The 22,841-nt window shown below is 60.6% G+C and carries 20 protein-coding genes; 12 read left to right on the top strand and 8 right to left on the bottom strand.

Going from position 1 to position 22,841, the window contains the following annotated elements; all coding sequences use genetic code 11:
- Positions 1-222: 222 nt before the first annotated feature.
- Both QP904_RS08640 and QP904_RS08635 read right to left on the bottom strand, forming a co-directional pair.
- Entirely contained in the window at positions 223-903 is a 681-nt protein-coding gene (locus QP904_RS08640) for a hypothetical protein (RefSeq protein ID WP_086588326.1), read from the bottom strand.
- 251 nt (positions 904-1,154) lie between these two features.
- A complete protein-coding gene (locus tag QP904_RS08635) occupies positions 1,155-2,987 on the bottom strand; it encodes an AMP-dependent synthetase/ligase (RefSeq protein WP_200288772.1) in 1,833 nt (610 codons plus the stop codon).
- Between the two features lie 94 nt (positions 2,988-3,081).
- On the opposite strand from QP904_RS08635, the gene malQ reads away from it, so the two are divergent.
- Complete coding sequence (malQ, locus tag QP904_RS08630) at positions 3,082-5,205, top strand: 4-alpha-glucanotransferase (protein ID WP_284835889.1); 2,124 nt, start codon at positions 3,082-3,084, stop codon at positions 5,203-5,205.
- A 50-nt stretch (positions 5,206-5,255) separates the two neighbouring features.
- Here malQ and QP904_RS08625 read toward each other — a convergent pair whose 3' ends face one another.
- Entirely contained in the window at positions 5,256-5,495 is a 240-nt protein-coding gene (locus QP904_RS08625; RefSeq protein WP_086588323.1) for a hypothetical protein, read from the bottom strand.
- Positions 5,488-5,703 carry a hypothetical protein gene (locus QP904_RS08620; protein ID WP_200288770.1) on the bottom strand — a complete coding sequence of 72 codons (216 nt, stop codon included), beginning with the start codon at positions 5,701-5,703 and terminating at the stop codon, positions 5,488-5,490. Before QP904_RS08620 ends, QP904_RS08625 begins: the two co-directional genes overlap by 8 nt.
- A 38-nt stretch (positions 5,704-5,741) precedes the next feature.
- Here QP904_RS08620 and QP904_RS08615 point away from each other — a divergent pair, with 38 nt between their 5' ends.
- Positions 5,742-7,040: a carboxylesterase family protein gene (locus QP904_RS08615; RefSeq protein WP_284835888.1), complete on the top strand. Its 1,299-nt coding sequence runs from the start codon at positions 5,742-5,744 to the stop codon at positions 7,038-7,040.
- Here the strand turns inward: QP904_RS08615 and idi are convergent, their stop codons facing one another.
- Together idi and QP904_RS08605 are read right to left on the bottom strand one after the other, a co-directional pair.
- Positions 7,041-7,577 carry an isopentenyl-diphosphate Delta-isomerase gene (gene idi, locus QP904_RS08610; RefSeq protein WP_200288768.1) on the bottom strand — a complete coding sequence of 179 codons (537 nt, stop codon included), beginning with the start codon at positions 7,575-7,577 and terminating at the stop codon, positions 7,041-7,043.
- Positions 7,574-8,122, bottom strand: coding sequence for a hypothetical protein (locus QP904_RS08605; RefSeq protein WP_049361590.1), 549 nt, complete (start codon positions 8,120-8,122; stop codon positions 7,574-7,576). Before QP904_RS08605 ends, idi begins: the two co-directional genes overlap by 4 nt.
- 181 nt (positions 8,123-8,303) lie before the next feature.
- On the opposite strand from QP904_RS08605, the gene QP904_RS08600 reads away from it, so the two are divergent.
- The 4 genes from QP904_RS08600 to QP904_RS08585 all read left to right on the top strand — a co-directional run bounded on the left by QP904_RS08600 (position 8,304) and on the right by QP904_RS08585 (position 14,221).
- Positions 8,304-10,193 (top strand): ABC transporter ATP-binding protein, encoded by a 1,890-nt coding sequence (locus tag QP904_RS08600; RefSeq protein WP_284835887.1) that lies wholly within the window; start codon positions 8,304-8,306, stop codon positions 10,191-10,193.
- A gap of 91 nt (positions 10,194-10,284) precedes the next feature.
- On the top strand, positions 10,285-11,415 hold the full coding sequence (locus tag QP904_RS08595; protein WP_284835886.1) for a MalY/PatB family protein: 1,131 nt from the start codon (positions 10,285-10,287) through the stop codon (positions 11,413-11,415).
- Between the two features lie 205 nt (positions 11,416-11,620).
- Complete coding sequence (gene brnQ / locus QP904_RS08590; protein ID WP_284835885.1) at positions 11,621-13,021, top strand: branched-chain amino acid transport system II carrier protein; 1,401 nt, start codon at positions 11,621-11,623, stop codon at positions 13,019-13,021.
- A 180-nt stretch (positions 13,022-13,201) separates the two neighbouring features.
- On the top strand, positions 13,202-14,221 hold the full coding sequence (locus QP904_RS08585; protein WP_284835884.1) for an LLM class flavin-dependent oxidoreductase: 1,020 nt from the start codon (positions 13,202-13,204) through the stop codon (positions 14,219-14,221).
- Here the strand turns inward: QP904_RS08585 and QP904_RS08580 are convergent.
- Positions 14,218-14,754 (bottom strand): hypothetical protein, encoded by a 537-nt coding sequence (locus QP904_RS08580; protein WP_284835883.1) that lies wholly within the window; start codon positions 14,752-14,754, stop codon positions 14,218-14,220. The genes QP904_RS08585 and QP904_RS08580 overlap by 4 nt on opposite strands.
- A 200-nt stretch (positions 14,755-14,954) precedes the next feature.
- On the opposite strand from QP904_RS08580, the gene QP904_RS08575 reads away from it, so the two are divergent.
- From QP904_RS08575 to QP904_RS08550, 6 genes are all read left to right on the top strand, one after another.
- Positions 14,955-15,719, top strand: a complete 765-nt coding sequence (locus QP904_RS08575) for a GntR family transcriptional regulator (protein WP_284835882.1) — start codon at positions 14,955-14,957, stop codon at positions 15,717-15,719.
- Between the two features lie 39 nt (positions 15,720-15,758).
- Complete coding sequence (locus QP904_RS08570) at positions 15,759-17,306, top strand: ABC transporter substrate-binding protein (protein WP_284835881.1); 1,548 nt, start codon at positions 15,759-15,761, stop codon at positions 17,304-17,306.
- The gene (locus QP904_RS08565) at positions 17,303-18,271 is read left to right on the top strand and encodes an ABC transporter permease (protein ID WP_259825564.1); all 969 of its coding nucleotides are present in this window, start codon (positions 17,303-17,305) and stop codon (positions 18,269-18,271) included. The genes QP904_RS08570 and QP904_RS08565 overlap by 4 nt, the downstream gene beginning before the upstream one ends.
- Positions 18,271-19,092, top strand: coding sequence for an ABC transporter permease (locus tag QP904_RS08560; RefSeq protein ID WP_259825565.1), 822 nt, complete (start codon positions 18,271-18,273; stop codon positions 19,090-19,092). Before QP904_RS08565 ends, QP904_RS08560 begins: the two co-directional genes overlap by 1 nt.
- On the top strand, positions 19,089-20,543 hold the full coding sequence (locus tag QP904_RS08555) for an ATP-binding cassette domain-containing protein (RefSeq protein ID WP_284835880.1): 1,455 nt from the start codon (positions 19,089-19,091) through the stop codon (positions 20,541-20,543). Before QP904_RS08560 ends, QP904_RS08555 begins: the two co-directional genes overlap by 4 nt.
- A 67-nt stretch (positions 20,544-20,610) precedes the next feature.
- Positions 20,611-22,302 carry an FUSC family protein gene (locus QP904_RS08550; protein ID WP_284835879.1) on the top strand — a complete coding sequence of 564 codons (1,692 nt, stop codon included), beginning with the start codon at positions 20,611-20,613 and terminating at the stop codon, positions 22,300-22,302.
- Here the strand turns inward: QP904_RS08550 and thpR are convergent.
- Complete coding sequence (gene thpR / locus QP904_RS08545) at positions 22,299-22,841, bottom strand: RNA 2',3'-cyclic phosphodiesterase (protein WP_200288757.1); 543 nt, start codon at positions 22,839-22,841, stop codon at positions 22,299-22,301. The two genes, QP904_RS08550 and thpR, sit on opposite strands and share 4 nt — an antisense overlap.

The raw sequence follows: 22,841 nt of genomic DNA, 5'->3' as shown, positions 1-22,841 counted from the left end.
CAACAACATCGCTGGCTACAGGATCTAATCAGCTGAACAGGCATAACGTGGACCATCTGAAACGGCTGTTAACCTAAAATTCTCCTAAATTTCTACCCGAATTGGGGCAGATCCCTCCGGAAATCCACGCATAAATCCACTGGAAACTTCAACGGCCACCGAGAGAGGGAATCTCGGTGGCCGTGAACATCCCCTTGTCTAAAACAAGGAAGCCTCAATAATTTATGCAGTAGTAGCCCGGCGAGCCGCTTCACGCTTAGCGCGAACCTTTTCCACCACCGCCGCTACGCGGGCACGCTCCTCCAAGAACTGCGGCGGGTTATGCCCTCGCATCGTGCGCACATAGGCGGGGTGGGTATCAAGCACCGTGTGCTTCCACGCTTGGACTGCAATGAGAGCAGACTCGCCGGTGCGCTTGTACAGGTGCGGCAGGGAGACCATGTCGAGGTTGCGGGCCACGGCGTCGGTTTGCGCAAGCACGTACTCGACTACCTCGCGCAGGTAATCCGCCACGGCCTGGGTACGGTAACGCAGGGACTGGGCCAGCTCGTGCACCACGATGGGCTTGGAGATGGGGAATCGTTCATCCAGCAGGCGCGGGGTGAGTTGTTCCGGCTCTTCCACGTCGTTCACACCGGAAGAAGCGGCGGAAATCGTGCCGGAGCGCACGCCGGAAACCAAAGCTTGGCGCAGGCCCATCAGCTCGCCCACGCAGCGGCCGGAGTCAACGCGAGCATCTTCGACGATATCGCCTAGCTCGGCCAGGCAATCCATGCACAGCTCTTCGTCCCAATCCTCGATGGCTTCAATGAGGTGCTCGAGATATTCTGCGACTTCGTCGCCGATATTATAAATCTCTTGCGTAAGCTCGCGGTGGCGCAGCTCGGCGGCGATTTTGTGCATTGGCTTCGAGCCACTCCTTCCACGGTCCCATTTCTAACCTCTAGTAGAGGTTGAGGTTTGCTGTAACGCTTCACGACTCTATGCGAGATCCGCCGCCACGGGCGCGCGACACTCCGAAGCCATTCACAGGTTTATGGCAGGTTCGACCGCCCAGAGCAGAGGGCGGCGGGTTGAGCTGCACAAGGGGCGTCGCCAAGCAGGGCAAAAAGAAACACCCGAGGACATGTCCTCGGGTGTACCCATCGCGCAGACTAGCGCTTGTACAAATGCTCAATGGCCGCAGCATAACGCTGCGCTACCACGTTGCGCTTGACCTTCATGGTGGGGGTCAGCTCATTTTCTTCCTCAGTAAGGTCAGACTCAAGGATGTAGAACTTCTTGATGCCCTCCGCGTGGGAGACGGTGGCATTGACCTGGTTGATGGCATCCTGCAGCTCCGCGCGCAGGGTGGGATCGGTGGCCAGCTCTCGCATAGAGCGATTTTCCGGAATATTGTGGTCCAGCTTCCAACGCTTCAAAATATCCGGATCCAGCGTCAGCAGCACTCCCACGAAGGGCTTACCATCGCCTACCACCATGGCCTGGGAGATAAGCGGGTGGCCGCGCAGGATATCCTCCATCGGGCCGGGCGAAACATTCTTGCCGCCGGCCGTAACAATCAGATCCTTCTTGCGGCCGGTGATAACGAGCTTGCCGTCCTCATCAATCTCACCCAAGTCACCGGTGTTGTACCAACCATCCTCGAGGGCTTCGGCCGTTGCCTCCGGGTTATTCCAGTAACCGTGGAAGACGATATCGCCCTTGATGCAGATTTCGCCTTCATCGTTAATGCGGAAGGTCACGCCGCCCATGGGCGGGCCGACGGTGCCGATGGACTGGTCCACAAAGTCCACCGCGGCCGCGGCGGCAACCTCGGTGAGGCCGTAGCCCTCATAGACCGGGATACCGATGCCGCGGTACCAGTGCAGCAGGTCATGGCCCATGGCGGAGCCGCCGGTAATGCAGTAGTTGACGTTGCCACCCACGCCCTTGCGGATGGTGGAATACACCAGCTTGTCAAAGAGCTTGTGCTTGGCCTTCAGCAGGCGATCCGGGCCCTCCGGCTTGTCCAAAGCCTTGGAGTATTCGATGGCAACCTTCTCGGACCGCTCAAAGAGAAGGGTCTTAATGCCAGAATCGGCCGCCTTAGCAGCAGCGGAATTGCGCACCTTTTCAAAGACGCGTGGCACACCCAAAATGACGTTCGGGCGGGAGCGGGCGAACTCGATGGAAATGGTGGAAAAGTCCGACCAGTGGTTCTGGGAGGCACCGCGCATGGCCACCGCAATGGATACCGCGCGGGCAAAGACGTGCGCCAGCGGCAGGAAGGTCAAGGTATGGCTGCCCGGGACGGCAAAGATACCAATGGGATTGGTGCACAGGCCGCGGGTCTGGGCTAGCCAATTGCGGTGGGTGAGGATGCAGCCCTTGGGGCGGCCGGTGGTACCCGAGGTATAAACCAGGGAAGCCAGGTCGTCGGTGGAAGTGGCCTTGATGCGGGCGTAGACCTCCTCCGCGGCCACGCCGCGGCCCTCGAACTTGAGGGTGTCAATGGCAGAGGAGTTGATTTCCAATACGCGGCGCAGCTGCGAAGGAGAGCCCTTGAGGTTGGGCTCGCCATCTTCTTGCAAAACCAGGTTTTCTACCAGTTCGGAGTGCTCGCGGGTTTCTGTAATGGCCAGCACTGCGCCGGAGTCCTCAATAATCCAACGCACCTGGGAGGCGGAGGAAGATGGGTAGACCGGCACGGAGGCGGCTCCCGCGGCCCAGATGGCAAAATCCAAAAGGGACCACTCATAGCGGGTAGCAGAGATGAGAGCGACGCGGTCCCCCTGCTGCACGCCAAGGGCGATAAGCCCTTGGGCTACTTCAAAGACCTCATCGATGAATTCTTTGCCCGTTACATTGACCCACTCGTAATTTGCTGGGCGGGTAAACATGACGCCGTGCGGACGCTTCTTCGCGGTGTCCATCAGGGCGGTCAGGCAGGTTTCGCCCGGCTCGATAGTAAATTGCGCCGGGGTATGCACTTCTTGCAGGGTCACGCGGTGTCCTTTCGAACAGCTATTTATTAATCTCCGCCTACTGTACCAATCTGTTTCCCAGCAGGCGCGTTGTCCCCGTGGCACAATGTGGCCTGTGACTACCCGCGACTTGCTTGAAGAACTCGCTCAGCGCCACGGCGTGGCCACCAGCTATGCCTCCCAGTCTGGTTTCCCCGTCCACGTTGCTGAAGACACTATTACCTATACCCTGCGCGCCTTGGGCGTGGCCATCGAAGATAACCCAGACGATGCAGCCCTGACGCAGCTGCTTTACGACGACTACCTCACCCGCTCCTCCCAGCCCCTTCCCCACTGCGTCGTCGCACCCCAGGGCCAGGAGCGCGGGTTCGTTGTGCATGTACATGCCGGCGACGCCGCCCACGTACACATCGAGTTGGAAGAAGGCGGCACCCGCGAGGTCTACCAAGATCGCAACGACGCCCCAGACGCAGACGTCGATGGCACGCTATGGGGCGAGGCCAGCTTCCATATCCCTGGCGATCTGCCGCTGGGCTATCACGAGCTGGTGCTGGAGTCGGAGGGCATCGGCAAGCATGCCTGCTCGCTGATTATTACCCCGGCGCGCCTCACCACGGCCGATGAGTTTGTCGAGCACCCGATTAGCGGCGTGATGTCGCAGCTTTATTCGGTGCGCTCGGAGTCGTCTTGGGGAATAGGTGATTTCCAGGATTTGGGGCAGCTGGCTGAAACGCTCGCGCCGCACGCGGACTTTTTGCTGGTCAACCCGCTGCATGCGGCCGAGCCGTTGCCGCCGATTGAGGATTCTCCTTACCTGCCCACCACGCGGCGTTTTATCAACCCGCTCTACCTGCACATCGAATCCATCCCGGAGCTGCAGCTCCTGCCCGAGGACCTGCAGGATGATGTGTGTGAGTTAGCGGAGGAGTTTCGCCAGCGCAACCGCAGCGCGGAGGAGATTGACCGCGACACCATTTTTGAAGCCAAGCTGCAGGTGCTGCGCGAGCTTTTTAATTACCAGCCCACTCCGGAGCGCGAAGAGGCCTTCGTGCGCTACGCCCGCGAAGAGGGCCGTGGCCTGCGCGATTTCGCTGCCTGGTGCGCGCAGCAGGATGCCGCAGCGCAATCGGGCCAGCGCCATGCCGAGGGCTTGGATATGGACAAGCTCACGCGTTTTTATTCTTGGCTGCAGTTCCTGTGCGATGAGCAGCTGGCCGCCGCCCAACAGCGTGCGCTCGATGCCGGCATGCGCCTAGGCCTGGTCGCTGACCTGGCGGTGGGCGTGCACCCGGGTGGCGCCGACGCGGTAAATCTCACCGAATACTTGGCACCGCAGTGCTCGGTAGGCGCTCCGCCGGATGACTATAACCAGCAAGGCCAGGATTGGTCGCAGCCGCCGTGGCACCCGCAGCGCTTGGCCGCCGCCGGCTACGCCCCGTGGAGGGAGATGCTTTCCACCGTGCTGCGCCATGCCGGCGGCGTGCGCGTGGACCACATCTTAGGGCTTTTCCGCCTGTACTGGATCCCGCGCATGGCCAGCCCGCTGACGGGCACCTATGTCTCTTATGATTTTGAGGCCATGGTGGGCATCTTGGCTCTGGAAGCGCAACGCGCTGGTGCCGTGGTCATTGGTGAAGACCTCGGCACCGTAGAGCCGTGGGTACAAGATGTGCTCGCTCAGAAGGCGGTGCTGGGTACGTCCATCGTGTGGTTTGAACGCGACGATGATGACTACTCCCCGCTGCCGCAGGAGAAATACCGCCAGCTGGCGCTGTCCTCAGTCAATACGCATGATCTGCCGCCCACCTTGGCCTACCTGCGCGGCGATCATATTTCGCTACGCGCGCACCTAGGCGTGCTTACCCGCTCGGTGGAAGAAGAGCAGCGCGATGACATCGAGTGGCAGGCCCGCGTACTCGCAACCGTGGCGGACCGTGGCCTCTTGCCACAGCGCGATTACCTCGTAGATCCGGCAGAGCGCGCTTCTCGCGGCGCGGAGGAGGATATAAGCGAAGCGCTGCATCGCTATATCGTAGGTACACCTTCGGCTCTTGCGTGCACCAGCTTGGTGGACATGGTGGGTGATGTGCGCGCACAAAATCAGCCGGGTACCACGCACGATCTTTATCCCAATTGGTGCGTGCCGCTATGTGATACCAACGGCGCTCCCCTGCTCATTGAGGATCTTCCTAGTCTGGAATTCTTCCAGCGCTTAGAGGCCACCAGCCGGAAAGCATAAAGCGGAAGGCCTAACGCCGGGCCTAGGCGCTGGTGCGGGGTGGAGCAGGTTTAGGTCCACAGGCCGATCAGTGCGACGACTATCACCAGCGCGATCATCGTCCACAACGTGAGCGTGACACGGGATTTGGGCAGAGCGCGCTTGCGTTTAACGGGCTGTGCACCAGGCGTGGCCGCCGAGGTAGAAGACTGGCCGGCGCGCTTGGCTTCGGGGTCCCAAAGGCCCTCGCGGGGGTTAGCGCGCAGCTCGGCGCGCTCTTGCCGTGCCCGCTCGTTATTTTCCTCAGCCATGGTGGTCTATTTTAGTGCTGTGGCTGCGTTGCTGGGAAATCATGCGTTTGCCTCGGTTGGCTATGTAGTCGACCACCCACATCAGGCACCACGCTACGACCACCATGAGCGGCACGGCGATGGCCACCACGATGACCATTTGAATCCACACGGGCGCCTGCACCAACAATTGCGATAGCGTGCTGCCCAAGCTCGTCAACCACTCCATGGCTACTTATCCTACTTGCTCGCGGTAGTCTGGCTGACATGTCGAGCGCCCAGATTCCTGTTACCGTCGCCACCGCTTCCGGCCGGATCACCGGCGTACGCCGAGATGGCCTGCACTATTTCCATTCGGTGCGCTATTGCAACATCCCCAGCCCCTACTCTCCTGCCGAGCCATATGATCGCAGCGTCGATCAGGATGCCCGCGAGCCGCACCCAGAAGATATTGCTTTGTCCATTACCACTCCTGCCGATGCCAGCGACTGCCCTGTGGTGGTCTATGTTCACGGCGGGCGCTACGAGCACGGATCGCACGAGGATCCGCGGCTTTCGGGGACAAAGAATGCCCGTCACGGTGTAATCCAGGTCAACGTGGGTTATCGGGTCGGTTTGGCTGGTTTCGCACGCTTTGACGGCGATGAGGCGGACCGCTACCGCGGCATCGATGATTGCCTCCTAGCTTTGGAATGGCTGCAGCACAATATCGAGGCCTTTGGTGGCGATAAAACCAATATCACTTTGGTAGGCCAATCCGCTGGGGCGGCAATAAGCTTGTGGCTCGCACGCCGCGATCACTTCCGGGGCGGTTTCCGCCGCGTGCTGGCGCTCTCGCCAGCATTCCCACGCGACCGCTTCGAGCACCGCGTCACCGACCTACGCAAGGCTCTAGGTGTGCCGGTCACGCGCCAAGCTTTAGAAAAAATGGACCCAGAATCGCTGGCCAAAGGGTATGCCAAATTCCGCAAGAAATATCGCTTCGATGTCGCCTTGGGCCCCGCGCCACTGCGGGCCGAAGAACTGGCGGATATCCCTATCGTCGTGACATCTACCCGCGATGAGTTCTATGACATGCCCACAGCCCAGCGCATTGACAAGATGGCCTTGGCGGGCTTTATTACCAGCTATCTTTCGCCCAAGTTTGGGATTTCGCAGGGGCGCTTCAAGCAGTGGCGGCAACTGGCGCATTATGTGGATCCGCAGCGGCTGATGGGCCGGCTCATCGGTGATGCCGCAGTGCGACGTTGGACCGCCCAGGTAGCCGAGTATGCTCCAGGACCTACGTGGATGATGGAATTTACCCGCACTAATGCCCCCGCAGTGCACTGCGCCGAGCTCGGCCCACTTTTTGGCGGCAATGGTAGCGAAGGGGAAAACAACGCCCCCGCCGAAGAGCTCAATGAGTGGCTACGCCATTTTGCCACCACGGGTGAGCCCGGATTCCCCAGCTATGGCGATGACCACCAGGTGCTGGAATTTGACCTCGATACGGGCGAGCGTCGCCTAGCCTATGCCACCTTGGACTATGTGGCCGCGGCCTTTTATAACGACGAGGAGCTGTAATTACAGCGCAGCACGCAGCTTTTCGTCCGCTAGCTCATCAATCATCCACGGGCTAAAGACGCCAGGCATGGCATCGGCGGCAGCAAAAAGCCGGGCCGGCTCGACCCACTGGTAGGAATCTACTTCCTCGGGATTGGGCTCCCACTGCGCATCAGGGGCAAGCTCGACGGTATATACCGGGCAGATTTCGTTTTCTACCGTGCCTGAAGAATCCACCGCGCGATAAGAAAAATCCGGCAGGATAAGCCGCGGGGCGGATAGATCTGAAGGCGCGATGCCTAGCTCAAAGGAGGCGCGGCGCAGTACTGCAGCCGTATTCTCCTCGCCGGGAGCGGGGTGGCCGCAAAAAGCATTGGTCCACACGCCAGGCCAGGTGAGTTTGCTCAGCGCGCGGCGCGTGACTAGCACTTTGCCGCCGCAGGTTAGCCAGGCGGAGAAGGCAAAGTGCAGCGGGGTATCGGAGGTATGAACTTCGGCCTTGGGAGCGGTGCCGATGGGTTCGCCCGCGGCAGAGGCCAAGACTACAAGTTCCGTCATAGATTAAGGTCTCCTACCCAGGTCACGTTGCCTACGTGGAGGCGCGCATTCCACAGGTTGCCAGGAGTGACGTCGTAGCGGTATTGCAGATTCACCGAGGCACCCGCTCCCAACGGGTGGTCGAGTCCTGGTGGCTCCACATCCGGGGCAGACTGCTCGTCATAGGGCAAGGAATTAATCTTGGCCCAGCCACCATTGCCGTCGGCGCGTTCGAGGGTGGGATCTTCAAAGGCGTCGACCGGCAAGGGAACGTCGTTTTCATTCTTCAGCAGGATGGTCACTACGGAGCCGCCGGAATTGTTATCGGAATACACTCCCTGCAGTTCCCAGCTCACGCCCAAGCCCTTATCCTTTACCGGCTCGGCAAGGTTAGAAGTGACCTCTTTGTCATCGGTGTCCTTGGCCTCGTACGGGGCTTCTTCGGAGCTGGAGACGGTGATATTGTCCCCGAGCCCTGTTTCTTCCGGCTGGAGAACACTACATCCGGTCAGGGTCACGGCGAGAGCGCTGACCACGCCTGCGCCGAGTATGTGAGAAATTTTCACCGTGGATGGATCCTTTGCACGCGAAGATTGTTGTATTTCTGCACAAGTACCTTAGCCTAATCTTTCCGGAACTTAGGCATTTACTCCCGTGAACCCCGCATGTGGCATACTAGGCAGTCGCTTAAATCTCTCCTCCCTTAAAATCGCGCACTACCCGCCTTTTTGAATTGAGTGTGGTTTTATGAATTCCATCTTGCGCATTACTCGCAGTGCTTCTGCCCTGTGGCCTTATTACTTGGGCGTGCTACTAGCTGCCACGGTCACCGCAGTCCTAGCACTGATATCGCCCTTTTTGACGCGCCACGCTACCGATACGATCGTAGAGGCGCTGCAGACGGACGCCCCGGCCGGCGATGCACTGCGCACCGTGTTGTTATTGGCTGTGGCGCTTTTTCTTGCCGACGCCGCCAATGCCCTCTTCCGCAATATTGGTGGCTACATCGGCGATGTCATGGTCTCGCGCCTGCGCGAGATTTTGTCTACCCGCTACTTTGCCAAGCTGCTCGCCCTCCCGCAGGGCTATTACGATAACCAGGTCACCGGCACGATCATCGCCCGGCTGGATCGCTCGATTGCCAATATCACGCAGTTCGTGCAGTCCTTTGCCAATAACTTCTTCACGATGATCATTCAAACCCTCGCGGTGCTAGCCATTACCGCGTGGTTCTACTGGCCACTGGCTATCCTGCTGGCCCTCCTCTTCCCGGTATATATGTGGCTCACCGCGCTGACCTCGAAGCGCTGGCAGAAGTTTGAGGCCATTAAAAATGAGAATATTGACCAGGCTAATGGCCGCTTTGCCGAGGTCATAGGGCAGGTCAAGGTGGCCAAGTCCTTTGTGAGCGAGACCCGCGAGCTCTTCCACTTTGCTACGCGCTACCGCACCGTGGTGGATACCACTAAGCCGCAATCGCGCTGGTGGCACATGATGGATACCTTCCGCGGTCTGGCCATGGCGTTTATCTTCCTAGGTATCTACGGCGTTATCTTCTGGCGCACGCTGGAGGGGCATTTTTCCTTGGGCGATATGGTCATGTTGCTGCAGATGGTCTCCAGTGCGAAGCAGCCGGTCTTTATGATGAGCTGGATTGTCGATACCGCCCAGCGCGCAATCGCCGGTTCGAAGGACTACTTCAAGGTAATGGAAGAAGAGCTCGAGCCCACCGCCCCGCGCGAACTGGTGGCCGCCACCACCGGTTCGCATACCCCGCAGCTGGATCTCACGCCGGTTCGCCCACTCGAGCCCACACCCGGCGCGCCGGTGTTTTCCTTTCAGCACGTTTCCTTCGCCTATGAGGAGGGCAAGCCCGTGGTGGAGGATATTTCCTTCGCGGCCGCTGAGGGCCATAAGGTAGCACTCGTGGGCGAGTCCGGCGGTGGCAAGTCAACCTTGGTGAACCTGCTTTTGGGCCTATACCACCCCTCAGCGGGGCACCTCGATGTGCTAGGCCACCGGGTAGACGATCTCACTGCCTCGCGCCTGCGCGCCTCGGTGGGCGTGGTCTTCCAGGAGTCTTATCTTTTCTCCGGCACCATTCGCGAAAATATCGCCTACGGCAAGCCGGGTGCCACGGAGGAAGAAATCGTGGACGTCGCCAAGCGCGCCAATGCCCATGAGTTTATCCAGGCCTTCCCGGATGGCTACGACACCGTTATTGGTGAGCGCGGCCTTAAGCTTTCCGGTGGACAAAAGCAGCGCGTCTCCGTTGCCCGCGCCATGCTGAAAGACGCCCCCATTTTGGTATTGGACGAGGCCACCTCGGCGCTTGATACCAAGTCCGAGCGCGCCGTGCAGGCCGGCTTGGATGAGCTGATGAAGGACCGCACCACGCTTATTATTGCCCACCGGCTGTCCACCATTGCGGACGTCGATACCATCATCACCTTGGACCGCGGCCGCATCGATGAGATGGGCTCGCCGGCCGAGCTGGCTCAATCCGGTGGCATTTATGCCGAACTGCTCAAACTCACTCAATCCACCTCGGCCGCAGACCGCCGCAGGTTGAAAAAATATGGCTTTGTCTCCGGCCACGCCTCCGAATCCGAGGAGGAAGAGGAGGCAGATGTCTAGGAGCCTGCACCGTCGCGGGAAGATAAGCCAGTTGAATAAAAGCGCATAAATGCGATGGGGTGGCCGCGGGCTTCGCGTTATGGTTGTTGCCATGGAGTTTCCTAGCCTAGAAGAATTGCAAGCCCGCGGAACCCGCAAGTGGACCGTCTTCGAAGAAGATGTGTTGCCACTGTGGATTGCGGAGTCCGACTTCCCCACCGCGCCCGCCATCAAGAAGGCGTTGGAAGAAATGGTGGATAGGGAAACCTTCGGCTATACCCCAGCGCCCAAGGCCTCAGGACTGCGCGAGGCTGTGGCTAATTTCTATGACACACGCTATGGCTGGCGCCCCAACCCGGAGCATATTTTCTGGATTGGGGATGTAGTGCGGGGTCTTTTGCTAGGAGTGCAGTACTTTACCCGCGAAGGTTCCCCGGTCATCGTGCCAGTGCCTTCCTACCCTCCACTGCTGGAGCTGCCGCGCACCGCTGGCCGCGAAAAGATCGAGACCAGCCTGGAGCTCGATGATATTGAGCGCGCCTTCCAGCAGGGCGCTGGCTCTATTTTGCTAGCCAACCCTTATAACCCACTCGGCCGTGTCTTGGACGAGGACTACCTCACCGGCTTGGTAGAACTGGCGGAAAGATATGATGCCCGCATCCTGGCCGATGAAATCCATGCCCCGCTGGTCTATGAGGGGCGGCATGTCCCGGTGGCGTCGCTGAGCGCGGCGGCTGCCGAGCGCACCATCACGGTAACCGCTACCTCCAAGGCTTTTAATACTGCCGGGCTAAAGTGCGCGCAGATTATTTTCTCCAATACGGCCGATGTACACACGTGGAATGGTCTTACTGGGGTGGCCAAGGACGGCACGGGCACTCTAGGCGTGCTTGCTGCGGAGACTGCCTACCGCGAGTGCGGCGACTTCCTCGATGAAGAAATAGCGTACCTGCGGCAGACCCGCGATTGGTTGGTGGAGGAGCTGCCACAGCGCATCCCCGGCTTAAAGACCAGCAAACCAGAGGCCACCTACCTGCTGTGGTTGGACTTTGCTGATACCGCCATCGGCGGCAATCCACAGCCGGCCAAATGGCTGCGGGAGAATGCGAAGGTCGCGCTCAATGAGGGCGATACCTTTGGCACCGGCGGTCCGGGCCATGCGCGGTTGAATTTCTCTACCTCGCGCGAGATTTTGGAGGAGGCACTCGACCGCATGGAGCGTGCCTTCGCCGCACTCGATTAAGCCGGCCCGACTGGGTCAACCATGTATTCTGCGTCACCCCCACACTTTGATTTCTCACCATGTGGGCGGTAATGTCTCATTACACGAACAGGCGTGACCCGCCACCTCGGACCACGAAGACGCACCCCACCCTGCCACCACCCCTCGGCAGATTGGGGAAAGCTTCCTCGCATTCTAGCTGTACATGGAAAATTAAGGAACCACCATGGCTACCCCAGTCGCGTCAAGCACTGCAAAGCCCGTCGCCACCATCGTAATTGCGTCGCTGATGCTGTTTTCGATGTTCTTCGGCGCCGGCAACCTCATCTTCCCACCCATGGTGGGAGTTTCGGCCGGCACCAATTTTTGGCCTGCCGTCCTCGGCTTCCTCGCCGCCGGCGTGCTCCTTCCGGTCCTAGCCATTGTCGCCGTCTCCATTTCGGGCCGCTCCGTGCGCGACCTGAGCTCCAACGGCGGCGCGCTTTTCGGCCTCGTCTTTTCTGTAATGGCCTACCTTGCCATCGGCGCGTTCTACGCCCTGCCGCGCACCGGCGCCGTTTCCATGGAAACCGCCATCACCCCACTGCTGGGCTGGGAGGGAACCATGGCCAATGGCATCTTCAATGCGGTCTTTTTCCTCATCGCCCTAGCACTGTCCTGGAAGCCGAACTCCATTATCGATACCTTGGGTAAGTTCCTCACCCCGGCTTTGGTGGCGTTGTTGGTTATCCTCATCGCCTTGGCAGCTTTCAACAATCCCCGCGATCCCCAGACCCCTACTGCGGACTATACTTCTTCCCCCATGGTCACCGGCCTTTTTGAGGGCTATAACACCATGGATGCCATTGCGGGTCTGGCCTTTTCCATCGTCATTGTCGGTGCTTTACGTTCCAAGGGCTTTAAGACCAAGAAGTCCTTGATCAATGGCACCATCACCGCCGCTCTGGTTGCTGGCGCTTTGCTGGCCGCTATCTATCTGGGCTTGGCGTGGGTAGGCCAAACCATTCCCAATGGCCAGTCCTATGAGTCTGGAGCGCCCCTGCTTGCCGACGCCGCAAATCTCACCATGGGCACCATCGGCCAGGTCGTCTTCTCCGCCATCGTCATCCTGGCCTGCATGACCACCGCGGTGGGCCTTATCACCTCCACCTCCGCCTTCTTCGAAATGCTGCTGCCCAAGGTCAAGTACCACGTTTGGGCCTGCCTCTTTACCGCACTGTCCATTCTCTTTGCCTTCCAGGGGCTGGAGACGGTGCTGTCCATTGCAGTGCCCTTCATTACTTTCCTGTATCCACCAGCTATTTCCCTTATCTTCCTCACCCTGACCCAGCCAGTGGTGAAAAAGTCCGTGGTCTTTTATTGGACCTACCGTTTGGCACTGTGGGTATCGGTGCTGTGGTCGGCCTTGTCCGTTATCGCAGCTCAGGGCTGGGGAACCGACGCACTCGATCCCCTCTTGAGCTTGGCTCCTGGTCAGTCCGTAGACCTCGGCTGGATCGTTCCCACCGCCATCGCGGCAGTCATCGGCCTCGTTGTCGATATCGCCACCAAGGCAGGCGAGAAGCACGAGGCCGCCAACCCACCGGCAACAGAGCCGGCGGAGGCCGACGCCCTCGCTGAGGCTTAGTCTCTCATTCCTACCTCCCCCTCCCACTCCACACCTCACCACGGTGCCGAGGCGGAGGGGTTTTTATGTCAACAGGCCCCTGCGGCGATGCGGTATAGCCCGGAATAGTCAGGCGGCGCGTACCGTTGGAAGAAGAGAACTTAGACAGGATTTACCGAAAGCAAAAGGAAGGCTCTCCCCGTGACCGAACGCGCGCATCTTTCCGTCTTGGACTTCTGCACCATTTATGAGGGCGAGACCCCAGCACAATCCATCGCCCGCTCCGTGCAGTTGGCCCAGGAAGCAGAAAAGCTGGGCTATTCTCGCATGTGGTACACCGAGCACCACAATATGAAGTCCATCATGTCTTCTTCCCCGGCCGTGCTCATCGCCCATATCGGCGCAAAGACTGAGCGCATTCGCTTGGGCTCCGGCGGAGTGATGCTGCCTAACCACTCCCCTTATGTCATCGCCGAGCAATTCGGCACTTTGGAGGAGATGTATCCCAAGCGCATCGACTTAGGCGTAGGCCGCGCACCCGGCACGGATATGAATACCCTGGGCCGCGCCCTGCGCCGCGACGCCCACTCTGCCGAACGCTTCCCCGAAGACGTCAAAGAGCTCAACTCCTATCTCGAGGGCAAGTCTTATATCCCGGGGGTCAGCGCCGTTCCAGGTGCCAATACCAACGTGCCGATCTATATTTTGGGCTCGTCCATGTTCGGCGCCTCGCTAGCCGCCAAGCTCGGCCTGCCTTATGCCTTTGCTTCTCACTTTGCCCCGCAGCACCTCGAGCAGGCTACCACCTACTACCGCGAGAACTTCCAGCCTTCCGAGCGCTTCAGCAAGCCCTACCTCATCGCCGGAGTCAACGTCACCGCCGCCGAGACCACCCAAAAGGCGCAGGAGGAATACGAGCGCGTGTGTTTCAACCGCGTCAAGGCCTTCGCCGGCCGCGGCAAGCACCTCACCGATGAGCAGGTGGAGCAGATTATCGGTTCTTACCAGGGCCAGCAGATCCTAGACATGCTGAAGTACTCCGCCGTGGGCACCGCCGATGAGGTGGCAAACTACCTCGAGACCTTCCAAGAGCACGCTAAGGCCGATGAGCTGATGGTTTCCTTGCAGTCCAGCTCGCACGAGGAAGTAATCAAGAATATGCAGCTGCTCGCGCAGGGCTGGCAGCTCGATCCGGCACGCGTAGCCGGCACCCCGAGCTAGCCTTCGGCCCTTACGTGGCCTAGGTGGTCAATGGGGACCTCGGGGAACCGTTCCCGGAGTTTTCCCTCAAGCTCCCGCGGTCCCAGGTTCGCCTGCTCCGGCAATCGCACCGAATACTGCTGCGCTTCGTCCAAGGTAGAAACGCGTACCCCACGCGGAATCAGGGCCAGGAAATTTTGGCCCGGCTCGAGCGAATAGAACTGCATGCGGTCTAGCTCAGCGGCCGAAAAGCTAACCCGTTGGAAAGGCAAGGAAATATCCTCGCCAATGCGCAGCAGCGCACGAGCTCGGCGCCGCGCGGAGGCTACCACCGCCAGCATCGCGCACAGCGCCCCGCCTAAGGGCATAAGCGCGGCAATGAGGTAGACGGTATGCAAGCGTGTGCCGGCCGGCTCCTGCAGCGCCGAGTAAATAAGCACTCCACCGATTAGCAGCAGCGCGACGGCGATAATGACAGCCATCGTCACTGCCTTGCCCAAGCGCGCGGTTCCACCGGCTTCGCGTACTTCAATGGTTTCGGTGCTCTCGTCCACGAAAACTTAGCCTAGCGCGCTCCCCTACCAACCTGGCGCTGATAGAGCGGCGCGTGGTCTTTTGGTTAGTGCTTTTCACTCAAATAGCGCGTAGTTTCTTAGTGACGCTGTTGCATTAGCGCACCCTAGCAAAATGGAATAACATTGACGTGTTTCGCTCCGCTGCGAAAAGCCCCGGAGAGACTAAGGACAAAGGTTGAATGAGCCCACGCGATAAACAGCAGCATAGAAAGATCGCTGATTACCTGCGAGAGCAGATCAGCTCTGGCGTGCTGCAACCAGGCGATTTTCTACCTAGTGAAGCAGATTTATGCGAGAAGTTTTCTTCTTCCCGCGGACCCGTGCGCCAAGCAGTTGCGGCTTTGCGGGCCAAAGGGCTGGTTTCCTCCGGCCGGGGGCGCCGCTCCACCGTTTTAGCCTCTACCCAGGCAGAGCTTTTTGAATCCATCTATTCCATCTCCAGCTGGCTCAGCGAATATGACGCGGATCCCCAACAGCACACCCTGTGGCTGGCTCGCCGCCGTGCGCCGCGGGAAATCACTCGTTTTCTGCGTGTGGACCCAGAACAAAATGTGGTCTTTGTCCACCGCGTGCGCTATACCGAGGACCACCCCATTGCCATTGAGCGCATGTATTTCCCCATGGTGGTGGGAAAGCACATCTTGGACTTCGACGCGGATGCCGGCTCTATTCATGCGCACCTGCACGAATGCGGCGTGGACTTTGATAATGTGCGCCGCGAACTCACGTTGGAGGAAGCCACGGCCGAGGATGCCGAGGCACTTGAAGTAGCCACTGGCACCCCACTGTGGCGGCTCCAGATGGAAATATCCAACCACTCCGGCGAACCGGTGGAATTGGCGGTATACCTCTATCGCGCGGACCGCATGAAGCTGGCTATGAACAACGTACGCGGGGGCGTTTCACCCCTAGAAGTTATCCCCACTCCAGGAAATTTTGCATAAGTTTCACGGCAGCTATCCCCACCGGCTACCCTGCTTCCTATGAGAAGATTTCGCGCCGGCAGGGCGCTGGGTAGCCTCGCCATGGCGGCCGCTGTCGGAACCGTATCAGCGTGCTCGGCAGGCCATACCGCGGTGGTTGATACCTCCCAAGCAGATAGCGACTCCGCTTCTGCTTCCCTTACCGTAGCCTCCACCTCGGCGGCCACTTCCCTAGATTTCACCACTACCGGTGGTGCTGCCATCCCCGCCGTACTCATGGACAATGTCTACGAAACTCTCGTGCGCATCGATGAGGATGGTTCTATCACCCCAGGGCTCGCCACCTCGTGGGAGATCAGCGACGATGCCCGCAGCTATACCTTCCATCTGCGCAAAGGTGTCACCTTTTCCAATGGCGATGCTTTTACCGCCGAGACCGCGGCCTTTTCCATTGATTACGTTCGCGAGAAATGGACCAATGACATCTCAGCAGCCATGGATCCGGTAGAAAAAGCCACGGCCACCGATGAACACACACTAAAGGTGCGCCTGAAACAGCCGTCGAATGGCTGGCTCTGGTCCATGGGCACGGCCACCGGCGCGATGATGACGCCTAATGGCATGGATAACCTCGCCGCCCAACCGGTGGGTACCGGGCCCTTTGAGGTGTCCCGCTTTGCGCCTTCGGAATTTGTGGAGCTCAAGGTCCGCAAAAATTATTGGGGAAAGCCCGCCGCGCACGATGTCACCGTTCGCTATTTCCCAGACACCATCTCCTCGGTCAATGCCCTGCAGGCCGGCGGCGTGGATGTGGTCTGGGGTGTGCAAAACCCGGAGCTTCTCGACGACGTCAAGGACGGCATCGCTACCGAGGTCGGCACCACCAATGGTGAGGTGTTGCTATCCATGAATAATGCCCGGGCTCCCTTTGATGATCCGCGCGTGCGCCAGGCAGTCGCCTATGCCGTCGACCGCAAGGCGGCCAATGACATTTTGTGGAATGGCCTAGCCAAAGACACCGGTGGTGCACCAATCCCACCTACAGATCCATGGTTCCAAGGCAAGCGCTACTACGACTACAATCCGGATAAGGCCCGCCAGTTGCTCGAAGAGGCCGGCGCAGAAGGGGCCGAAATCACGCTGACTACACCGACGCTGCCCTATGCCCAGACCGTCGCCGAGCTGCTGTACTCGCAACTCACCGAAGTTGGCTTTAAGGTGAAGCTGGAATCCGCCGAGTTCCCAGCCGTATGGTTGGGCCAGGTCATGGGCGCCAAAGACTATCAAATGTCGCTCATCTCCCACGTAGAACCGCGCGATGTGCCAACCCTATTCGGCGATCCGGACTATTACCTCAACTACGATTCGCCGCGCACCCGCGAACTTTTGGCCCAAGCCGACTCCGCGCCCGAGCAGGACTATCCCCAGCTCATGGCACAAGCCGTGGATCAGATCATGGCAGATGCCGGCGCGCTGACCTTGATGAATATGCCAAATATCGTGCTCACCCGCACAGGCGTGCGCGGGCTGCACCCTGATCAGGTCACGGACGCGCTGATCTTGCGCGATCTCAGCTCCGCAGTGACCACCGAAAAGGAGGCACGATGACTTCCCTTCGCCTTACTGGGCGCGCCATCGTGCGCCCGCTGCTGCGCTTTGCATTAACGCTCTTTGCCGCCTCCATCATCATCTTCGCGCTCATGCGCGCGGTGCCAGGCAACCCGGCGCGGGTGGCGCTGGGAGTGAATGCGACCGAAGAGGCCGTCGGCAAGCTCAGCTCTGAGCTGGGCCTGGATCGCCCGCTGCTCACGCAATATTGGGAGTGGATAAAAGGCCTGTTTACCGGCAGTTTTGGGCAGTCATTGTCCTCGCAACAAGATATTACGCCGCTGGTGCTGGACCGCGCCCAAGTCACGCTCATCCTGATTGGTTTGGCGATGCTGCTCGCATTGGCCGGGGCCATTCCGGTGGGAATGTGGTTGGCACTGCGCAACCGTACCCGCAGCGCGGATGTGGTTTCTGCCGGTACGCAGCTAGGCATTGCGGTGCCCAGCTTCCTTCTCGGCATCATCCTGGTGGCCATCTTTGCCGTTCACCTAGGCTGGCTGCCGGCCAATGGTTGGGTGCCGCCAAACCAGGGCGCAGGCGAGTTTATGCGCCACCTCATCTTGCCGGTTATTGCGCTGGCCGTGGTGCAAGGTGCAATGCTGACGCGCTATGTGCGCTCGGCTGTGCTCGATGTGCTGCATCAGGACTATATTCGTACCGCCCGTGCGCTGGGTCAGTCCCCGTGGCAGGCGCTGAAGCGCCACGGCCTGCGCAATGCGGCGCTGCCCGTGCTTACCGTGGCCGGCGTACAGCTAACCACGATGGTCGTGGGCGCCGTAGTAATTGAGTCCGTCTTTGTCATCCCCGGCATAGGTTCGATGCTGCTGGATGCGGTGGCGGTGCGCGATCTGACCACGGTGCAGACCTTGGTCATGCTGCTCGTCGCCTTTGCCTTGGTGGTCAATGCCCTCACGGATGTGGCCTACCGATTCATCGATCCGCGCATCACGGCAGGTGATAAATAATGAAGCTGCGTTTTTCTGGCTGGCTGGGGGCCATCCTCGTCGCCGCCACGGTGCTGGTGGCAGTGATTTCGCTGGTGTGGACGCCGTATGACCCTACTCTCGCGCACCCGGATGTGAGCCTTGCCGGCCCCAGCGCCGAGCATCTCCTTGGTACGGACCGCTTCGGTCGCGATACCGCTTCCCGGATCATGGCGGGTGCCCAGATTACGGTCTTCGTCGGCCTAGTGGCCGTGGGAATCGCCGCCGTGGTCGGCGTGCCGCTCGGCATCCTTGCTGGCATGCGCCGCGGCACATGGGCCGATGCGTTAGTGATGCGCGGTGCAGATTTGCTGCTTGCCTTCCCTGCGCTGCTTTTGGCGATTATTGCTGGCGCGGTCTGGGGGCCTTCAACACTTACGGCCATGATTGCCATCGGCATCGCCGGCATTCCCTCCTTTGCCAGGGTTGCGCGCTCGGGCACGCTGCAGGTCATCACGCAGGACTATATTTCCTCCGCGCGCATTTCCGCGGTGCCGGGCTGGAAGGTAGCGTGGCGCCATATTCTGCCCAATCTTGCCGGTCTGCTCATCGTGCAGGCCTCGGTATATTTCGCGCTTGCCATCCTGGCCGAGGCCGGCCTGTCCTATCTTGGCTTAGGCACCGCCCCACCGGCCGCCTCGTGGGGCCGGATGCTGCAAGATTCCCAGTCGCTTCTGGGCACCGCTCCCCTGCAGGCCTTCTGGCCTGGCCTGGCCATTGCGGCAACAGTGCTGGGCTTTAACCTGCTTGGCGACGCCCTCCGTGACCTCCTCGATCCCCGCCTGAAAGGATCCGCGCGATGAGCCTGCTCAAAGTAGATAACCTGGCGGTCACCGCTGCTGGGTCCACCACTGCCCTTTTGGGGCCCTTGAACTTCGAGCTCGCGGCCGGCGAAAGGCTCGGCATTATTGGTGAATCCGGCTCCGGCAAATCGCTCACTGCGCTGTCCATCATGGGGCTTTTGCCCGATGGGGTACGCGCGAGCGGCTCCGTCACTGTGGATGGCCACGAGGTGATAGGCGCACGCGATGCCCGTATCCGCCCATTGCGCGGGAAGACCATGGCCATGGTCTTCCAAGAACCAATGAGCGCGCTGGATCCGCTTATGCGCGTGGGCAAACAGCTGGCCCACGCCGGGGTGCGCGATGCCGCAACCGCTCTCGAAGAGGTGGACCTGGCCGCCGATATCGCCACCCGATTCCCACACCAGCTCTCCGGAGGCCAGCGCCAGCGCGTGCTCATTGCCATGGCTATGGCCGGCCATCCCGATCTGCTCATCTGCGATGAACCGACCACCGCGCTGGATGCCACCACGCAAGATGGCGTATTGCGCGTCATCGAGCGGGTGACCAAGGCCCGCGGCACCGCGCTGATCTTCATCACCCATGACTTGGGAGTCATCCGCCGCATGTGTCCCCGCGTTGTGGTAATGCACCACGGCGCAGTGGTGGAGTCTGGCCCTACCGAGCGGATTCTTGCCCAGCCCGAGCATCCCTACACCCGCGAGCTCATCGATTCCTCCCAGCTGCCAGAGATGAGCCTTGCCCCGGCCGCAGCGGAAGATTCCCTCGTCACGCTCGAAGAGGTTAGCAAGGTGCACGGCACTCACGCCGCACTCGACGGCATCGACTTGCGCGTGCACCACGGCGAGCGCCTCGGCATTGTGGGTGGCTCCGGATCGGGAAAGACCAGCCTGCTCAAGCTCATCGCCGGACTCGACCAGCCGACAAGCGGCGAGGTCACCGTCGGCGGCCGCGTGCAAATGGTCTTCCAAGACCCGCAGGGCTCTCTCAATCCCCGGCTAAAGATCTGGAAATCCATCGCAGAGGCTATGCCGGGCAACCCAAACAAGGCCGAAAAGCGGTCCCGCGCCGCGGCCGCGCTCGAGGAGGTCGGGCTTCCGACCGATAGCCTCGACCGCTTCCCGCACGAGTTTTCAGGTGGCCAGCGCCAGCGCATTTCCATTGCCCGCGCGCTGTGTGGCGAGCCAGATATCCTGCTGGCCGATGAAGCAGTCTCGGCCCTCGATATGTCCGTGCGCGCACAGGTTTTGGAGCTACTGGCAGAGATCATCGACAAGCGAGGGCTTACCTTGCTCTTTGTCACCCACGACCTTGCGGTGGTGCGCCACCTCTGCGATAGCGTCGCCGTTCTCGACCACGGCCGGCTCATCGAGCACGGCCCTACCGAGGCCGTATGGTCCTCCCCCAGCACGGACTACACGCGCCGGCTTATCGCGGCCGCCGAGATGTAAAGCGGGTGTTGGTGGGCGTAAGGTAGTCGGGTCAGATAACTCCACTTAGAAAGGATCCTGCTGCTCCGTGGCCGCCCAGCTTGACTATCCCATCCCGCAGCGCCCTAGCACCACCCAGCTACTCACCGCGTTTAATAGCGCCTCGGTGCGCTGGCCTGGTGCACTGCGCGCGGGATTGGCGATTCTCCTGCCCGGCGCCATTGCGCTGCTTACCGGCCACGACTACGCTATCCTGCTCATTTCCACCGGCGCGTTTACCGTCATCTTTGGCGAGGGACAGCCCTATCGCACCCGCCCGCGCGTCATGCTCACCGCCGGCACCGCGCTCATTACCGTCGCCGCCGTCGGCGTGTTGGTAGGCCATCTTATCTTTGCGCCCGGCCACGGCCATTGGTGGCTCCTACTCGCAGGCCTCTACTCCACGGCATTGGCCGCCGGTTGTGGCTTTGCCCAAAATGCGCTGCGCCTGCCGCCACCGGGCACCTTCTTCCTCGTCATGGTCGGCGGCGGCTCGGTCATGCTCGCCCGCACCGATGTCACCGTGGGCCAGCTGCTCTTTTGGGCGCTGACGGGCATGGTGGCCAGCTTGATCCTCGGCATGGCCCCGGCCCTTTTTGACCCGCACGGCCCTGAGCGCCGCGCCGTAGCCAGCCTGGAAACGGCCGCGTCTGCCTTCCAGGCCGGACAGGATGATTCACTCGCCCGCCACCACCAAGCACAAACCGCACTTTTTGCTGCATGGCAGGCGCTTTCCGACGCCCACATTATCCGCGGTGGCCGCATCATCGACTCCCAAGGAGCCCACCTAGTAGAGCGCACCCTTGCAGCCCAGCACACCATCGTGGCACATAACCGCGCCCTTGACCTCGGCTCCGATTCGGACCAGCTTACCGATCATGTCACCGACGTCGACCCGAATCGCACCGCTATCCCCCATACCCGGCCCACCGGCCGGTACCGGCTTTACCGCGCCGCGGTGCGGGATTCGCATGCCATGGTCACTACCCAAAAGGTGGTTCTTTCGGCGATCATTACCGTGCTCGTGGGCCTTAGCCTCGGCTTCGACCGGCCGGACTGGGGCGTGGTCTCTGCCTTCCTCATGCTGCAATGGGGACCCGACCATGTGCCGGGCACCGTCCGCGGCATCCACCGCATGCTCGGCTCTGTAGTGGGCGTGCTGCTATTTTCCATCCTTCACTACTTCGGTATTAATGGCTGGACGCTGCTGCTGGCTCTGGCTGCCTGCCAATTCTGCGCCGAAATCTTCGTGGCGAAAAACTACGCCATCTGCGTTATCTTCTCCACCCCGCTCGCGCTTCTCATGGGCAACTCAGCTACCCGCCCCCTGTTGCCCACCATTCAAGCTCGCTGCGGCGAGATCCTCTTGTCCATCCTCATCGCCACCGCGGTGCTATGGCTATGGCAGCGCAGCGCCCCGGTACGCAATCAGGCCCGCCTGCAGGTCCGCGCGATGGAATCCATGGCTACCCTGCTCGGACTGCTCTTTGTCAATACCCCGGATTCCGTGTTGTCCGCACGCCGTGACCTACAGTACGAGCTGCTTTCCGAGCGCCGCGCCATCCAATCCCTCGCCGCCGATAACCCAGATGCCGTGCGCCAATTCTGGGCCCGCCACATCGCGCTGCAGCACGCCGGCTACTTCCTTTTGGACTTTTGCACCACCCACCCAGACCGCACCGCCACCCGCGAAGAGCTCGATGCCCTCGTGCGGGAAATCCGTGCCGCCCGCGCCGCCTAGAATAGGGGGTATTCCTCAATTACTTCGTAGCGCGGCCCGCCGCCGCGGCCCTCGCCCAGGTGCGATTGCATAAGGCAAACCCGGTCCGCGCAAAAGTCCGGTCCTCGGTACACCGATAACGCACGCACGACATCCCCCAGTACCCACGGATCACGGGTACGCCGGCCGGCGCGCGCGACGGTGAGGTGGGGGCGGTGGTGATTAAAGGGGACATCGGCAAGCTGGCAATCCGCCATCAACTCCCGCACACCCCGCGCCTGGCCACCGACGCCCAACCACAGGGTGCGCTGCTCAAAACTTCCCGCTCCGCTCACATGCACATCCAACGCCGAGCGCCCAGCCACCGCGTGGGCGAGGTGCTCGCGCACAGCCGCGGCATCATTGGGCTGGTCGCCATAAAAGGCCATGGTCACATGCCAATTATCCGGATCCGTCCAGCGCAACTCGTTGGTAGTTGCCGCATGGATGGGCCTAAGCGTATGTACCATATGCTCGCGCGCGGCGGCAGAAGGCAGCAGCGCGGAAAAGACGCGAATCAT

It is taken from the genome of Corynebacterium nasorum (genome assembly GCF_030229765.1).
In the GTDB taxonomy this organism is placed as follows: domain Bacteria; phylum Actinomycetota; class Actinomycetes; order Mycobacteriales; family Mycobacteriaceae; genus Corynebacterium; species Corynebacterium kefirresidentii.
This window is presented reverse-complemented; position numbering and strand designations above follow the sequence as displayed.

Excerpts from the sequence above, each read along its gene's own strand:
- QP904_RS08640 (WP_086588326.1), bottom strand. The coding sequence starts at position 903 with ATGCACAAAATCGCCGCCGAGCTGCGCCACCGCGAGCTTACGCAAGAG.
- thpR (WP_200288757.1), bottom strand. The coding sequence starts at position 22,841 with ATGATTCGCGTCTTTTCCGCGCTGCTGCCTTCTGCCGCCGCGCGCGAG.
- QP904_RS08625 (WP_086588323.1), bottom strand. The coding sequence starts at position 5,495 with ATGGCTGAGGAAAATAACGAGCGGGCACGGCAAGAGCGCGCCGAGCTG.
- QP904_RS08575 (WP_284835882.1), top strand. The coding sequence starts at position 14,955 with ATGAGCCCACGCGATAAACAGCAGCATAGAAAGATCGCTGATTACCTG.
- QP904_RS08615 (WP_284835888.1), top strand. The coding sequence starts at position 5,742 with ATGTCGAGCGCCCAGATTCCTGTTACCGTCGCCACCGCTTCCGGCCGG.
- idi (WP_200288768.1), bottom strand. The coding sequence starts at position 7,577 with ATGACGGAACTTGTAGTCTTGGCCTCTGCCGCGGGCGAACCCATCGGC.
- brnQ (WP_284835885.1), top strand. The coding sequence starts at position 11,621 with ATGGCTACCCCAGTCGCGTCAAGCACTGCAAAGCCCGTCGCCACCATC.
- QP904_RS08600 (WP_284835887.1), top strand. The coding sequence starts at position 8,304 with ATGAATTCCATCTTGCGCATTACTCGCAGTGCTTCTGCCCTGTGGCCT.
- QP904_RS08560 (WP_259825565.1), top strand. The coding sequence starts at position 18,271 with ATGAAGCTGCGTTTTTCTGGCTGGCTGGGGGCCATCCTCGTCGCCGCC.
- QP904_RS08565 (WP_259825564.1), top strand. The coding sequence starts at position 17,303 with ATGACTTCCCTTCGCCTTACTGGGCGCGCCATCGTGCGCCCGCTGCTG.
- QP904_RS08595 (WP_284835886.1), top strand. The coding sequence starts at position 10,285 with ATGGAGTTTCCTAGCCTAGAAGAATTGCAAGCCCGCGGAACCCGCAAG.
- QP904_RS08620 (WP_200288770.1), bottom strand. The coding sequence starts at position 5,703 with ATGGAGTGGTTGACGAGCTTGGGCAGCACGCTATCGCAATTGTTGGTG.
- QP904_RS08555 (WP_284835880.1), top strand. The coding sequence starts at position 19,089 with ATGAGCCTGCTCAAAGTAGATAACCTGGCGGTCACCGCTGCTGGGTCC.
- QP904_RS08570 (WP_284835881.1), top strand. The coding sequence starts at position 15,759 with ATGAGAAGATTTCGCGCCGGCAGGGCGCTGGGTAGCCTCGCCATGGCG.